This is a genomic window from Mastigocoleus testarum BC008 (assembly GCF_001456025.1).
Classification (GTDB): Bacteria; Cyanobacteriota; Cyanobacteriia; order Cyanobacteriales; family Nostocaceae; genus Mastigocoleus; species Mastigocoleus testarum.
In genome coordinates, this window is sequence record NZ_LMTZ01000083.1 from 120409 (window position 1) to 136766 (window position 16358).

Genomic DNA, 16358 nt, shown 5'->3' on the forward strand with positions numbered 1-16358 from the left:
TACCTACTAGAAGTTGCTTTTCCATATTCAATTAATTACTTGATAACAATTGCTGAATGCTGTTGAGGAGATTTTTCAACTTGATGGGTTTACTGAGATAATCATTGGCTCCAGCAGCGAGACAGCGTTCTCGATCGCCGTTCATGGCTAAGGCTGTGAGAGCAATAATTGGTACATCGATTAGATCGGGTTCGCAACGAATATGTTCCATAGCTTCTAGACCGTCCATTTCTGGCATTTGAATATCCATCAGAATCAAATTTGGGACTTCCGAACGGGCTAAAGTAACTGCTTCCCGTCCGTTTCTTGCCAAAACAAGGCGATAACCCTTAGCTTTTAGATAACTGGCAATAGTATTAATATTCGCTTCATTATCTTCAGCTAACAAAATTAAGGAAGATAGTTCCTCTTCGGGCTGGCGGAATCCTAAACTACTACTGTTAGAATTTTCTAGATTAGTAAAAGATTGTATAGAAGTGTTATTACAGGGTAGGTCGAGTGTAAAACAACTACCAATTCCCACCTCACTAGTTACTCCCACATGTCCTCCATGAAGTTCAACAATGCGTTTAACAAGTGCAAGACCCAAGCCTGTTCCGTCATATTTTCGATTTAAAGCGCTATCGATTTGAACGAAAGGCTGAAATAATTTCTTGATATGTTCTGGGGCAATACCAATACCTGTATCAATTACTGCTATTCGTAAGTAAGTTTGAGGCAAGGAATTGGCCATATATGGGTCAGCAATACCCTGATGAAGACTAACCTCTAATGTAATGCGTCCCCCTTCCGAAGTAAACTTGACTGCATTACTAAGGAGATTGATTAATACTTGACGGATACGTCGTTGGTCTGCGGATATTTCAGGTAAATGAAAGGATTGTTTAATTTCCAATTGGATGGATTTTTTTAGAGCTTGTTGTTTGATAAAAGTCAGACTTGATTGGCATAGTGGACCTATAGCTGTGGGTGTCAAATCTAGCTCTAGCTGACCCGACTCAATTTTAGCAACATCGAGAATTTCATTAATTAACTCCAGGAGATGGGAGCCACTACGTTCTATAGTTTGTAGAGCTTTGATTTGTTGCTGATTAATTTCACCAAAAACTCCCTCCTGTAGTCCTTCAGTCATCCCTAAAATTGCGTTGAGGGGAGTACGAAGTTCGTGACTCATGTTAGCAAGAAATTGGCTCTTGGCAATATTCGCTTCTTCTGCTGCTTGCTTGGCTTGCTGTAATGAAACGACCTTAAGAGCAACTTGTTTTTCTAAGTCTTGAGTTAGTCTTCTTAACTGTAGATGAGTTTTGATTCTGGCAAATACTTCTTGTTCTTGAAATGGCTTGGTAATATAGTCTAACGCCCCTAGTTGAAATCCTTTCATTTTGCTCTCTAGGTCCGTTAAAGCTGTCATAAAAATAACAGGAATATTAGATGTTCTGGGATTTGCTTTGATTTTTTCACAGATTTCAAAACCATCCATATCAGGCATTTTTATATCCAGTAAAATTAAGTCTGGTAATTTACGCTCTAATTGTTTCAGGGCTCGCTGTCCACTAATAGCGATCGCCACATCGTAGCCCACCGCACTGAGGGTTTCAGAAAGGACATCTAGATTAGTCGGAATATCATCAACTATCAATATCAGTCCAGTTGATTCTATTAATTCTGTAGTCATAATTTAGATAAATTTAAGAGTTATTAAATATAAATTTGCTTTGAAATAAGTTTATTTATAATAAGCTTGTTTTTTAATTTTTTGATTTTAAAATAAGTTTTCGGTTTTATTATATTCAATTTTATTCAATAGTTTTACAACTTTATATAGTAATCCTAAATCATTTGTGAGAAATAATAATATATAAATATTTAGTACTATTATCTCACTCCTTATTAGCTACTGAGTAAGATAATAGTACTATTTGTTACTAATACTAAAATTTCATTCATGATTCATTTAGGGTTGCTATACTCTCTAATTGTTCCCATAAACTACATAACTGCTAACAATAGCCAGAAATTGAATCTTATTACTCCCGATAAAATTATAAGTAAACCCCTGATATTTTGAATTAGAATAGCTTTAGGATTTTTCCAAGTTAATATATTTCTGTAATAATATCTCAAGTTTTTCTACTTGAAATTGCTTAGCTAACTCTGCAATTTTTTTTGTAAATGGCAAATAGCGATCGCTATTTTTTCCCATTTGTTCGGCAGTTTTACTTAATTTAAGCAACAAACCATTTTGGACTAAATCTAGTAGTATTTGTAAATCCTCCGATGGAGGTGCAGTAAGTAGTGCATCATCATCTTCATCTTCGCTGATGATAGAATTGAATTCCACCTCATTTTCCTCATAGATCCAATTTAATTGGAGATGCTTAGATAATAACGAAAATAAATCTTCAGCATTAACAGGTTTAGGTATGAAATCATCACCACCTGCATCTAAGCTTTTATTTTGATCCGATTCTGATACCGATGCTGAAGAAACAATCACAGTTAAATGTTTGATATCTTCATCATTACGTAATTGCTTGAGCATCTCAAAACCATCCATTACTGGCATCATGATGTCAGTTATAATCAAATCAAATTGCTGCTGTTTAGCTTTAACCAAAGCTTCTCTACCATTTTCTGCTTCACTAATTTCAAATCCCAGTGGCTTGAGTAATTCCATCAAAACTGAACGATTTTCCCATCTGTCATCAACAATTAGTAAATGACGAGGCGATCCGTTATAACCTATGATTTTTTGACTGCGGTTAATTGACAGTTGCTGTGTCCAATTTTCAGCAAGTTTTAAGCCAATTTCAAAGTTAAAACTACTACCAACTCCAACTTGGCTAGTAACTTGAATTTTACTACCCATCAATTCAACGATTCTTTGACTAATGGCTAAACCAAGACCTGTACCCTCTGAGCGAGAACACCGCTCACCAACTTGTTCAAATGGTCGGAATATTTGTTCTAGCTCGCTAGAGGAGATTCCTACTCCCGTATCCTCAACTTGAAAGTTAATATACTGTGAATTAGTTTCGAGTTTTTGAGTTATTTCGACTTTGAAGCTCACGGAACCTTGATGGGTAAACTTTATTGCATTACTCAAAAGATTAATTAACACCTGACGTAATCGTTTTTCATCGGTGTAAATTCCCTCAGGTAGATTAGGATCTGGCTGATAGATAAAATCTATCCCTTTCTGCTCAGCTCGGATCCGACAAATTTCCACAACACCTTGGAGTAAAGAGGGAAAGTATAGTGCTTTAGGAATAACCTCCAACTTACGGGCTTCGATTTTAGAAAGGTCGAGGATATCGTTAATCAGAGTCAGCAAATGTGTACCACATTGTTGGATAATACCGACACCATGCCGTTCCTTTTCAGAAAAAGTTTTGACACGACTAAGAATTTGGGCATAGCCTAAAATACCGTTGAGAGGAGTTCGCAGCTCATGACTCATATTGGCAAGGAATTCGCTCTTTGCTTGGTTGGCTGCATCTGCGGATTCTTTAGCTATTTTTAATTCTTGAGTGCGTTTTTCGACCCGTTGTTCTAACACTTCCTTGCTGTGGTGCAGTTCACTAAACGCAGATTTCAATTGGCTTGCCATGCGATTGAAAGACTGGGCTAATATGTCAATCTCGTTGACTTGGGATTTACCAACATTTTGATCTAGCTTACCTGCAGCGATCGCTTCTGAAGCTTGACTCAAGATCAAAATCGGTTTTGTAATCCAACGTGAAGTAAAAATACCCAAGATACTGGCAACAGCCAGAGCAGCAAAACACAATAAAATGGTCGTACGTGTATTAGCATTAATTTGTTCCATAAAATCAGATTCAGGAACAACAACCACACTCAGCCAATCAATACCTCGCCCATCATTAATAGGTAATATCTCAATAAACTGACGTTCACCTTGAAAATCAAATTCTAATTGGTGACTTTTTTGGATATTTTTAAGGTTACCAAAGTATTGAAATAAATACTTAGCTGTAGCGCTAATAATAGGATCTTTGGAATCTACAGCGTTTATTCTGCCAACTTTCTTACCCTTTACAATATATGGTTGTTTAATCTTTGAACTAGCAACCATATTGCCATTTCTTTCAATAATAATGGTTTGTCCCCTACGACCAATTTTGATACTTGCTAAAAAATCACGTATTTGACCAACTTCAAAGAGATTATGAACAATCCCTAACAGTTTTCCAGATTTATCATAAATAGGGTGAGTAGGTGAAGTTGCAACTACAGGATCCTTAGTTTTTGTTGCTGCTCGTGAATAAAATGGACTCCAAAAAGGACCGTTAGCTTTAACTGTACTGATGTACCATGGACGAGTTCGAGGATCGTATTTTTTAGACTTTATCAGTTTGATACGGTTTCCTTTGCTATCGAGGCTGTATACCTCGCGAATCGGCGCAGTGGAAGGATCTCGATATCTAGCTACTAATTTATTATCTTTCCAGCGTTCAACTGCAACAACATTTCCTTCTGCACTACCAAACTGAAGATAATTAACAATTCTTTTATCTACCAATCGCCAGAAATATCGCTCTAGGGCAGGTAAATCTTTAATATCTACCAGACCTTCTTCCATAGCCTCAGCAATCACAGCATTAACCAGATGGGGATCGTTGAGGTAAGTAAAAACTCTTTGCTTAATGCGATCGCTTACTTCAGTTCTGAGTTGACCTGCAACTTCATTAACTGCCTTTTGTCCATTTCTGAGGGATAACCACCCCGTTAATGTCACGGCAGCGAAAACTTGGAGAATAAAGGGTAAAACTAGCAATAGTCGCAAAGATATTTTTTTAGAACGATTCATAAATTTTTACCCATAAAAACTTACATTTTTTGGCTAAATGATTTGATATTTCATCGATTATTATTGGTATTATTGGAAGTAATTCTGTTAATTGTGCTAATCCAATTTTGGTTTATTTACCAAAAGCTTAAATTAAATTAAATTAAATTAAATATGTTTGTGTATTTTATTGTTTGAGAGGTAACTCAATTAGAAACTCTGTTCCCTCTGAAGGTGATGAAATACAACTCAAATTACCACCATGTTTTTCTACCACAATTGAATAGCTAATTGATAGTCCTAAACCCTTGCCATTACCAACAGGCTTTGTAGTAAAAAATGGATCGAATATTTTATTTAAAATAGCCTTATTTATACCAATACCATTGTCAGCAATACTAATTAATACCTTACTGTCCTCCTTAAGTGAAGTGCAAATAGTAATTCTTGGTTTATCAAAGTTTGAGGTATTCTCCATTTTTTGGAGCAAAGCACCTATTGCATTACTGATAACATGCATAAATACTTGATTTAATTCAGAAGCATAACAGTATACTCTTGGAATTTGCTTGTACTTTTTAATGATTTCAATTTCTGCATGTTGGGAATTTGAAGTAAATTGATGTTGCAGAATTAAAAGAGTGCTATCAATTCCGGAGTGAATGTCGACGGGTTTCATTTCTGCTTCATCTAAGCGAGAAAAGTTCCGCAATGAAAGAACAATTTCACTGATACGCCGTGCCCCTATTCCCATCGAAGCAAGCAGTTTTGGTAAATCATCAATCAAAAAATCCAGTTCTATATCTGCAATTTTTGATTGAATGGTTGGTAAAGGCTGAGGATAGGATATTTGGTACAAATGAATTAATTCAATTAATGACTCTACATATTCAGTTGCTGGGGTCAGATTACCGTAAATAAAGTTGATCGGATTATTAATTTCGTGAGCAATACCAGCAACTAATTGCCCCAAACCAGACATTTTTTCAGCTTGAATAAGTTGGGCTTGAGTCGAGTAAAGTTTTTCTAGGGTAGACTCTAATTCAGTTGCTTTTTGTGTTAGTTGAAGGGTACGCTGGCTAACTTTTTGTTCTAAGGTATGGGAATAGTCTTCTAATTTGCCATAAAGTTGGGCATTTTCTAGGGAAATTGCTACTTGGGTTATAAGCAAATTCAAAACTGAAACACGATCCCGTGTAAATGCGCCAGTAGTTAATTTATTTTCTAGATATAACAACCCAATTAATTTACTTTGATTCAAAATTGGCATACAAAGTAGACTCTTAGGTTGTTGCTGTCTTAAGTATGAATCAGCCAAAAAATCGTTTTGTTGTATAGCATCATCTAATACCACTATTTTTAAGCTACGTTTGACATTGTTAAGTACTGTCGTAGGAATATCTGTACTTTCTTGATATGGTATGTTTACTAATTCTACACCCCGCTCAGGGGTAGCTAATGCTTTGAGAATAGCAGTGCTATCTTTGAGCAATATTAAAGCAGATTTGAGCGCCCCAGCATTTTCCATTACCACTTGCATTAACTTAGAAATTAATTTTTCTGTATGAATTTCACTTGATAATGCTTGTGAAGCTTTAAGCACTGTAGCAAAATCTAGAGCTTGGGAAATAGTGCTACTGCTTGAATAGGTTGTTTGAAGAGTTTGATTGATAAAAGAAGATAGATTACCCTGCTCGAAAGTAGCTTCACTCGATCTAATTTGATTATGTTGCTTTCGTAATATGGGGACAAGTAATTGGGGATAGCATTTTTCTAAGTCATCAGTTTTGGCTTTAGCTCCCCAAAGAGCATAGGAATAGTAAGCTTCTTGCATATAATCTGCAGCTATTCTCTCTTTACCCCAGTCGAGGTAAAATTTAGCCGCCAACTCTTTAGCTATTGCTTCTTCCTGAAGGTAGTGATTGGCTTTAGCTCCGGATATTGCTTTGTCATATAAATCAATCGCTTCTGCTTTTTGTCCTAAGACTCGGCATTTTTCTGCTTCTACCAAATCTACCTTATGTTGGTGATTCATAGGAGCATAGCGTGCCCATTGTTGATGCAATTGGGTCTGATTTTCTTCTATCTGCACAAACACCTCTGGTTTATGTTCCAATTCTGAACTTAAAGTAGCTAAAATACTCAAAGAATCATAGAAATAAAACGCTGGTTCCGCAACCATTCCAACTGCAGCAAGTAAATAGCGCCTGACTTCAATTGCATGATTTTGAGCAGCTTCAATTTCCCCAAACAAATAACAAAGCATCAGTTTGTATAAATTGAATATAAATAATCCAAAAAAGTCATGGGCTTCTACTAGCAGAGGTAAAAATTCTCCTTCTTGGAGGGCTTCTCCAGACAAAATATTCGCTGTCTGTCCTCCACGACCCAACAAATTTAAAATAGTTTGCCAATAAATTTGACACCAACCAGCAGTAGCTAATTGATTCAATTTCACCAAACCATTGCAGTAAGCGCGAGTTTCTTGCTCTAGGTCTCCAAGGGTTTGACTGCACCAAAAAGAATGAAAACAAATAGCTTTGGCATTATATCCTGCCATTTCCTGGTTTCCAACTTCGAGTGCAACTTTGTAACCCTCTTGCAGAAGCGGTAATGTTTCTTTAAGATGGGATTTACGGTGTAGGATAAATAACCCCATTGCATTAAATATCGCAGGTTTGATGGCTTTAGCATCCAGTTGCGAGAAAACCTGAAGAGCTAACTGACCAAATTTTACTCCTGTATCAACATCCTGTTTGAGTGTACAAGCAATAATGCCATAGCTAGCATAGGCAACAGATGAAGCTGATATATTCCCATATTGAATCGATAGTTTGACTGACAGTACAACTAGTAATGGATACAAAGGAGAACCACAGATACAAGCAATAGGTATGACACTATTAGCAACCCTAACAATAGCTATTTTTTCTTGCTCGCTCATGACTGGAAGATGAGCAAAATCTTCAATTTTTCGACCGTCGATTAGTTTATCAATATCTGCAATCGTATTTTGAATTTCTTTATGGGTAATTGTTTCCGGAAAACTAACACCCAACTGTTGCAATAACTCTTGTGCGATCGCAATAGCTTTGGTCAATTTATTCTGGGAAATATTTGCCTGAATTCGAATTAAGTAAATATTAACCTGTTCTAGTATTGATTCGGCATGTTTGATGACCGCCTCAATCAATTGTTCCATTACCTCGAATTCACCGCAAAGAAAAGCCAATTCAGCAGCGAGTTCATGAAATTCTAGACTCTCTTCATACTTTCCTTCTTTGATCGTGGAATCTTCCGTTAATGGGATATTTCCAGGGTTATCCATAGATGAAGATAATGGAATAATCTGCCCCTGCCAAACCTTGTCCCCCAACAAAGATAATCCAATCTTGGCATATTCAAGACCAGCTTGATAGGCACTAGCATTCCTAGCTTTGCGACAAGCTTGGAGGTTGAGTCGGATTAATTCATCTAGCTCTTTTTCGTCAATAATTAAAGCAGTTCCATGATTCAATTGATTAACTAGTTCAAAAATCCGGTCTTCTCTGGCTTCAGAAGACATACTTTCTAGGAGGATCTGTCCAATGTGGTAGTGGGTTATTTGTTTTTGCTTGTCAGGAATTAGGGAATAAGCAGCTTGTTGGACGCGATCGTGCAGAAAACGGTAAGATACATTTTCGGTGATTTTTTTGGTGTTGCTGGTATGTGGATATTCCCCATCATTCCTAAGATAAAACTTATACATTTCACCTTCTGGCACAATCAATCCCGATTGCAAAGCTTCCCACAAAGCATCTGCCGCTTCAATTTCAGATTTATCTGAAATCATTGCTAGGGTAGCTAAGTCAAATTGATTGCTAATACAAGCTGCTAACTGCAAGATATCCTGAGTTACGGTTGGAAGTTTCTGTAATTGAGTAGCCATAAACTCAACTACATCATCAGTTAGTCCTACTTCTCGTACTTTAGTAATATCACATTGCCAGTATCCTGCCTGAGAATCGAAGCAAATTAATCCATCCTCGTATAGTGCTTTGATAAATTGAGTCGCAAAAAATGGATTGCCTTGGGTTTTTTGGTAAACTATGTCGGTTAATGGTTGGGCTAATTTAGGATTACAGCTAAGAGTATCTGCCACCAATTGAGTTAAACTTGATTTACTCAAAGGTTTTAAGATAATTGTATTAATTTTTGCCTCTGTCTTCTTCAATCCATCTAAAGTCAAAATTAATGGATGAGCGGAAAAAACCTCATTATCTCGGTAAGCACCAATCATCAATAAATAACTGGTTTCTAACTCACCCACAAGTAATTGCATCAACTTCAAAGATGCTGAATCTGCCCACTGTAAGTCATCTAGAAAGATAACTAAAGGATGTTCTTTACTAGTGAATACTTGAATGAAATTTTGAAATAATAAATTAAACCGATTTTGTACTGCACTACCGGATAGTTCTGGTACGGAAGGTTGTTTACCAATTATTTTTTCTAGTTCGGGAATAACTTCAATAATTACCTGTCCATTCTCACCTAATGCCTGTAATATTTTATGTTTCCAACTTGATAATTGAGCATCACTTTCACTCAATAATTGCCCCATTAAATCCCGAAACGCCTGCACAAATGCAGAAAAAGGAATATTGCGATTGAACTGGTCGAATTTTCCTTTAATGAAATAGCCATGTTGTTTGACTATAGGTTTATGAACTTCCTTGACTACCGCTGTTTTCCCAATACCAGAAAAACCTGCGATTAGCATTAGTTCGCTTTTTAATTGACTGTCGCTCGGTTCAGAACTACTAGCATATTTTTCTAGAGTATGGTTATTAGAGTTATTTTCTATCCCAGAAACTCGGTTAAATGCTTCCAATAATATTTTAACTTCAGCTTCTCTACCATAAAGTTTTTCGGGAATAATAAATCGGTCACAAACATCTTTTTGAGCAATTGGAAAGTCTTTTATTTTTCCTGTTCTTCGAAGTTGTTTCAAACAGTTTTCTAAATCATACTTTAACCCCAAAGCAGTTTGATATCTATCTTCCGCATTTTTTGCCATCAACTTGGTGACAATATCTGATAGTACCTGGGGGATCTTTTCAGCATTAGCTGCTAAATTACCATTGTCAATTGAAGGAAGAGTTTGTGCAATATGGCAATGCACTAGTTCCATTGCATCATCAGATTTGAATGGTAACTCTCCTGTTAATAATTCAAAAAATGTTATACCTAAAGAATAAAAATCACTACGGTAGTCAATTCCTCGATTCATTCTTCCTGTTTGTTCTGGAGAAAGATAAGCGAGAGTTCCTTCTAAAATATTGGGATTTTTTATTTCTTGGGTTTCCTTTGATAACAAAGATGCAATACTAAAATCAATTAATTTAACCTGTTTTGTTTTCGCATTAATTAAAATATTGTCAGGTTTAATATCTTTGTGAATAATAAGGTTTTGGTAAAGTTGGTAGAGAATATCAGTTAGCTGAATTGCAATTGATAAAAATTCTATAAGAGATAAATTATTATTTTTGATATATTCTCGTAAAGATATTTCTCCTTTATCTTCCATCACTAGGATATAACCATTCCCATGGGTTTCTAATGATAAAGGGGAAATTATGCCAGGAACATTGAGTTTTTTTGTAATAAAATATTGATTACGAAATTGTAGTAATTCGTTAAAACTAGGATATTCAGAGGTAAGAAGTTTGATGACGACAGGTAAGGAATCTTGCTTTCGGATTGCTCGATATACTTTTGTTCTCGAACCTTGATAGAGTTGTTCGCAAATTTGATATTTGGGAATAATTGGGGAACACAGTACGGTAGTCATTGATACCTTAATTCTGTTACTGCTTGACTATTACTTCTCCAAAAGAAGTTGGATGAAGCATATTTACACCTTTTTAGTGTTCCCATGACACATATGTTTACTAACAATACTTGGAAACTCAGATCTGTGCACATTGGAGCGGAAGTATAATCTCAAATTCAGTTCCTTCATCTGGCTTGGAATATACATTCACAATTCCACCATGTTTTTGGACTATTGAATAACTCACAAATAACCCCAAACCTGTACCCCGACCAACTGCTTTTGTTGTAAAAAACGGTTCAAAAATGCGTTCTTGAATATTCACTGGAATTGTACTGTCTGTATTAGCAATCCCTATACTTACCCACTTTTCATCTATCGCTTTAGTACGAATCCCTATTTCTGGATTTTCACCCCTTTGAGTATTGTCTCGAATCGCATCAATTGCATTATTGATGATATTGAGAAAAACTTGATTGAGTTCGCTGGGATAGCAGGTTATTTTTGGTAAATTATGACAATATTCTTTGATTATTTTAATTTCTCTCTGATTTTCTGAACCTTGCAAACGATTTTGTAAAATTAATAAAGTACTTTCAATCCCGCTGTGTATATCTACTGCTTTAATTGCAGATTCATCCAAACGAGAAAAGTTACGTAAACTCAAAACTATTTGCTTGATGCGATTACTACCTGATTCCATAGATTTGATGATTTTAGTCACATCCTCAAATAGAAAATCCAGGTCAATCTCCTCACACTTTCCTTTTATTACCGAACTTGGCTGGGGATATTCCTGTTGATAAAGTCCCAGCAAACTTATCATTTCTTCGATATAACTTTTTGTATAACTTAGATTACCTTCAATAAAACTAATGGGATTATTTATTTCGTGAGCAATCCCTGCAACTAATTGACCCAAAGATGACATTTTCTCATTTTGAATTAGTTGTGCTTGAGTTCGCTGCAATGTTCTCAAAGCTTGTTCTAAATCCTGGGCTTTTTGGTTCAAAGCTCGAGTCTTTCGCTTCACCTCGGATTTGAGAATTTGGGAATAATTTTCAGTTTTCTGATACAACCGGGCATTTTCAATGGAGATTGCAGCTTGACTAGTCAAAAGTTGAAGGATTTCGATTCGATCCAGAGTAAAAGCACCCAAGGTCAAATTATTTTCTAGGTATAAAATACCGATGAGTTTTTTTTGCCGAATAATTGGAATACATAAAACTGATTTGGGTTTGTGGGTAACTATATAGTGGTCGCCAGCAAATTGGACTACTGAACTCAAGTTTTCAAAAACAGCTGTTTTTTGGGTGCATCTAACCAAATCAATTAAACTTTGGGGAATTTTCTGGTATCGCTTGAGGGGGATTTCTAAATGCTGTATCTGTTCTCCTTGTACTTGCTCTTGAAATGTACTTACTTGCTTAGGTTTATTATCAGCTTGAATAACTACAAACCATTGATTATCATCTTGACAAAGAATAAGGTGACCGCTTTGGGCTCCAGCATTTGCGATCGCTGTTTCCATTAAAGTTGTTAACAGTTTCTCTAACTCAATTTCCTGTGAAATAGCTTGTGCTGCTTTCATTACTGACGGAAAATCTAACGATAAATTCTGGCTGCTACTAGTTCTAATTACATTTTCGATAGATGTAGAAGTTATGTTTGCACTATTTTTAATATTGAGGTTATTAGTCTTAAGGATAGTTGCTAGCAGATAGGGGTATTGTTGTTCTAAGTGGTCAACTTTAGCCTTTGCACCCCAACGGGAGTAACAATAACAGGCCCCTTGCATATAGACCGCAGCAATTTTATCCTTACCCCAACTCAAGTAAAATTTAGCTGCTAATTCGTTAGCTAAAGCTTCTTCTTGAAGATATTTATTTTCTTTGGCTTTACCAATGGCGTGATCGTATAAATTTACTGCTTTGATTTTTTTCCCAGTAACACGGGCTATTTCTGCCTCAAGCAACAAAAATTTATGCTGGAAGTTTTCTGGACAATTCATTGCCCAAAGTTTCATTTTTTCTTGGTTCTCAGATAATTTATGCCAATATTTTTCTTGTTGAGATTTTGAAGCTTTTGAATAAAGACTGATAATATTTAGAGAATAATAAAAAATATGAACTGCAACCTGATATTTGGCGGCTAAGACTGCAATTATTTTTTTTGTTTCTTCAGAATAATAGAGGGATTCTGTTACTCTATCATATAAATAAAGCAACATTGACTTCAATATATAGTAATGACAGAGTGCATAAGTACTTTGATTATTCTGACATTTCTCTAGATACTTTTGTTCGCTGCAGCCATCAATATCGAATGATTCCAATGAACTTGTATGTCCAAGTAAGTTCATTATTATCATATCGAGTGCCAGGATTGAATCCTCTCCAACCTGATGATTATTTTTTTGCACAAATAACAAACACTCTGGCAAATTAGATATAATTTCTTCTAAATTTTTTCCCTGATAAAATGGATTTAATAGCTTATAAATCAGAATATAGCCCAAAAATAGAAAATTTCCAGATGCTAGTCCAGCTTGAATTCCCTCATCAAATATTTTCTCACTTCCTTGGAGGGGTTGATTCCAGGCATAGACGTTATTGCCAAAGATATAGCAAGCTTGGGTAATATCATCTAACTTGTTATATTTTCTGCTCAATTTTAATCCCAATAATCCAAAATCGTACCCTAATTTATAATTAGCTAAAGCCGTTCCTAAAAACATTCCATAAACAATAAAGCCGTAAGCAGAAGCAGGCACTGTACCATATTGATAAGAAAGTTCTACAATTTTCGTCCCTAACCAAAAATGTAGCTTTTCTTGTTGAGAGATATAAGAAGGGACTAAAAGACTATTTAATAACTGAAGACATATTCTTTGCTGTGGAACAGTGGATTCTGGTAATTCAAGCCAAGATTGAAAAGAAATATCTCGAATTTTTGAAGTTACATTCTGGAAAGAATTATGCAGAGATTTTTCAATATTTTCTGTCGACGGTAAATTTATTTTGAATAAATGCAGTGATTTTCTTCCAATATCTACTGCCATGATACCTTGACCCATCATGGTATATTGAATTATAAAAAGATTATATAAATCAGCTTTTTCTAATTTTTTTTGTGCTTTTTCTAAGGATAATAATATTAAATTTTCTGACTCCTGAAAATTACCATTTAGTTGTTCAGCTTCTGCTAGTAATCTATGAATATTGAAAGATAGTTCATAGTTATCATCCCATCCACTCTTCCCAATATATTCTTGAGCAATTCTCAAATAATCTCTAAATGCAACATAAGCTGTTGATTTTTTGGCTTTCTCACCTGCATGAATATTTAATTTTATCAGTTCGATTATATCGCGTTCTTCAGTAATTAATTCGTGTCCCAAATTTAAATGATCTACTATTTCAAATAGTCTTTCTTCTTGAGATTTACACTGAAGATTTGACAGTAATAAACGGCCAATATTTAGGTGAACTGACTTCTTTTGATTATCTTCAATTAATGTATAGACAGCTTGTTGTACTCGGTCGTGTAGAAATTTGTAAAAAATTTTCCCTGACCTTTCTTGATTAACATATTTTTCTGTGTCAAATTCAAATGTAAAAAAATCATCTGAAAAAAATTTATAAATCTCACCCTGAGGTATTACTAATCCTTCTTGCAGTGATTCCCATAAATTTCTGGCAGTTTGATAGTATGATTTTTTATAAACAATTGACAATGTTTCCAAATCGAAATGATTGCCAATACAAGCTGCTAATTTAAGAACCTTTTGTGTCTCTGGGGATAATTTCTGTAATAGAGCAGCTATAAATTCCACCACATCATCGGTAAGGAATAATGCATCGATTTGCGTCAAATCCCATTCCCAATAGTGGTCATCGCGATTAAATTTAATATTTCCGTTCTGATATAAAGCCTTGAGCAACTGTGTCGTGAAGAAGGGATTACCTTGTGTCTTACGAAAAATAAATTCAGTAAGGGGACGCGATCGCGCCGAAACTGACTTATCCGTGCACGGGGTTGAACAATTCAAGATATCAGCAACTAAGCGACTTGTATCATCAAAGCTAAGAGATTGGAGAGTAATTGTATTAATGACCACTTCTGCTTGTTTGAACTTCTCTAACAGGGCCATTAATGGATGTACGGAAGAGACTTCATTGTCCCGGTAAGCTCCTAACAGCAGCAGATGACTATTGCTCATAAGAATTTTGATGGACTCCATTGAAGCTGCATCACTCCATTGCAAATCATCTAAAAATATCACCAGTGGATGATCGGCTTTTGCAAAAACCGCAATAAAATTTTGGAATAACAAATTAAATCTATTGTGTGCAGCTGCTCCCGATAGTTCCGATACAGGTGGTTGTTTACCAATTAGAGCTTCAAGTTCTGGAATCACTTCAATCAAAACTTGGCCATTTTCACCAACAGCTTCTAAAATCTGAGTACACCATCTGAGTCGTTGGGAATCTGATTCTGATAATAATTGTCCCATCAAATCTCGTAGGGCTTGGACAAAGGCAGAAAAAGGAATATTGCGATTGAACTGGTTGAACTTTCCTTGAATAAAGTAACCTCGTTGGTGGGTCATTGGTTTATGAACTTCATTCACTACTGCAGTTTTACCAACGCCCGAAAATCCAGCTACCAACATTATTTCTGAACTACCATTGGTAACACGCTTGAAAGCGTCTAATAATTCTTGAACTTCCACTTCCCGTCCGTAAAGTTTTTCGGGAATTAAAAAATGATCGCACACATCCCGCTGACCAATTTCAAAATATCTAATTTCACCACTATCCTTTAATTGGTACAAACAAGTCTCTAGATCGTGCTTTAACCCCAAAGCACTTTGATACCTATCTTCGGCATTTTTCGCCATCAGCTTACTAATCACTTCACTGATGACTTCTGGTATCTCTGATTTAATGTCTGATATTCTAAATGCCTGTTGAGCGATATGACAATGTACCAAATCCATCGGGTCGTCAGATATGAATGGTAACTGTCCGGCGAGCATTTCAAACAAGGTTATTCCAAGGGAATAAAAATCGCTACGGTAGTCTATCCCTCGGTTCATTCTTCCTGTTTGTTCCGGAGAAATATACGCCAGAGTCCCTTCTAATAGATTAGGACTTTTGATTTCTTGGGTTTTTTTAGTAAGTAATGAAGCGATACTAAAGTCAATTAATTGAATCTGTTTCGTTTCGGGGTCAATGAGAATATTTGCTGGTTTGATGTCTTTATGAATTACCTTGTTTTGGTAAAGATTGTGGAGAATATCAGCTAACTGGATTCCTAAAGACAAAAATTCAACTAAGGAAAGTCTGTGGGTTTTGATATATTCATCTAATGATATCTCCCCCTTATCTTCCATCACTAGAATATAACCATTACCAAAAGTTTCCAATGATAAAGGATGAATGACACCGGGAATATCGAGGTTCTTGGCGATCGCATACTGGTTACGAAATTGCAATAATTCGTTGAAGCTTGGATATTCAGAGTTGAGGAGTTTTATAACTACAGCCAAGGAATCTTGTTCTCGCAATGCTCGATATACTTTTGTTCTTGAACCTGCATAAAGTTGTTCGCGAATTTGATATCCGGGAATAATCGGAGAACGACACACAATATTCATTTATGCTTTACCTTGTTGCAGCTTAGCCATGTACTTCTCTCATAGAAGCAGTGCGCAGTAATTCTACACCT

General features: G+C 35.8%; 4 protein-coding genes. All 4 read right to left on the reverse strand.

Features of this window, described 5'->3' with window-relative positions; all coding sequences use genetic code 11:
• Positions 1-31: 31 nt before the first annotated feature.
• Positions 32-1675, reverse strand: coding sequence for a response regulator (locus BC008_RS13255; RefSeq protein ID WP_027842671.1), 1644 nt, complete (start codon positions 1673-1675; stop codon positions 32-34).
• A gap of 405 nt (positions 1676-2080) precedes the next feature.
• Positions 2081-4831 (reverse strand): hybrid sensor histidine kinase/response regulator, encoded by a 2751-nt coding sequence (locus BC008_RS13260; RefSeq protein ID WP_027842672.1) that lies wholly within the window; start codon positions 4829-4831, stop codon positions 2081-2083.
• Positions 4832-4997: 166 nt separating this feature from the next.
• Entirely contained in the window at positions 4998-10643 is a 5646-nt protein-coding gene (locus tag BC008_RS13265; RefSeq protein WP_027842673.1) for a trifunctional serine/threonine-protein kinase/ATP-binding protein/sensor histidine kinase, read from the reverse strand.
• A 118-nt stretch (positions 10644-10761) separates the two neighbouring features.
• Positions 10762-16287 (reverse strand): trifunctional serine/threonine-protein kinase/ATP-binding protein/sensor histidine kinase, encoded by a 5526-nt coding sequence (locus BC008_RS13270; protein ID WP_027842674.1) that lies wholly within the window; start codon positions 16285-16287, stop codon positions 10762-10764.
• Positions 16288-16358: the final 71 nt, after the last annotated feature.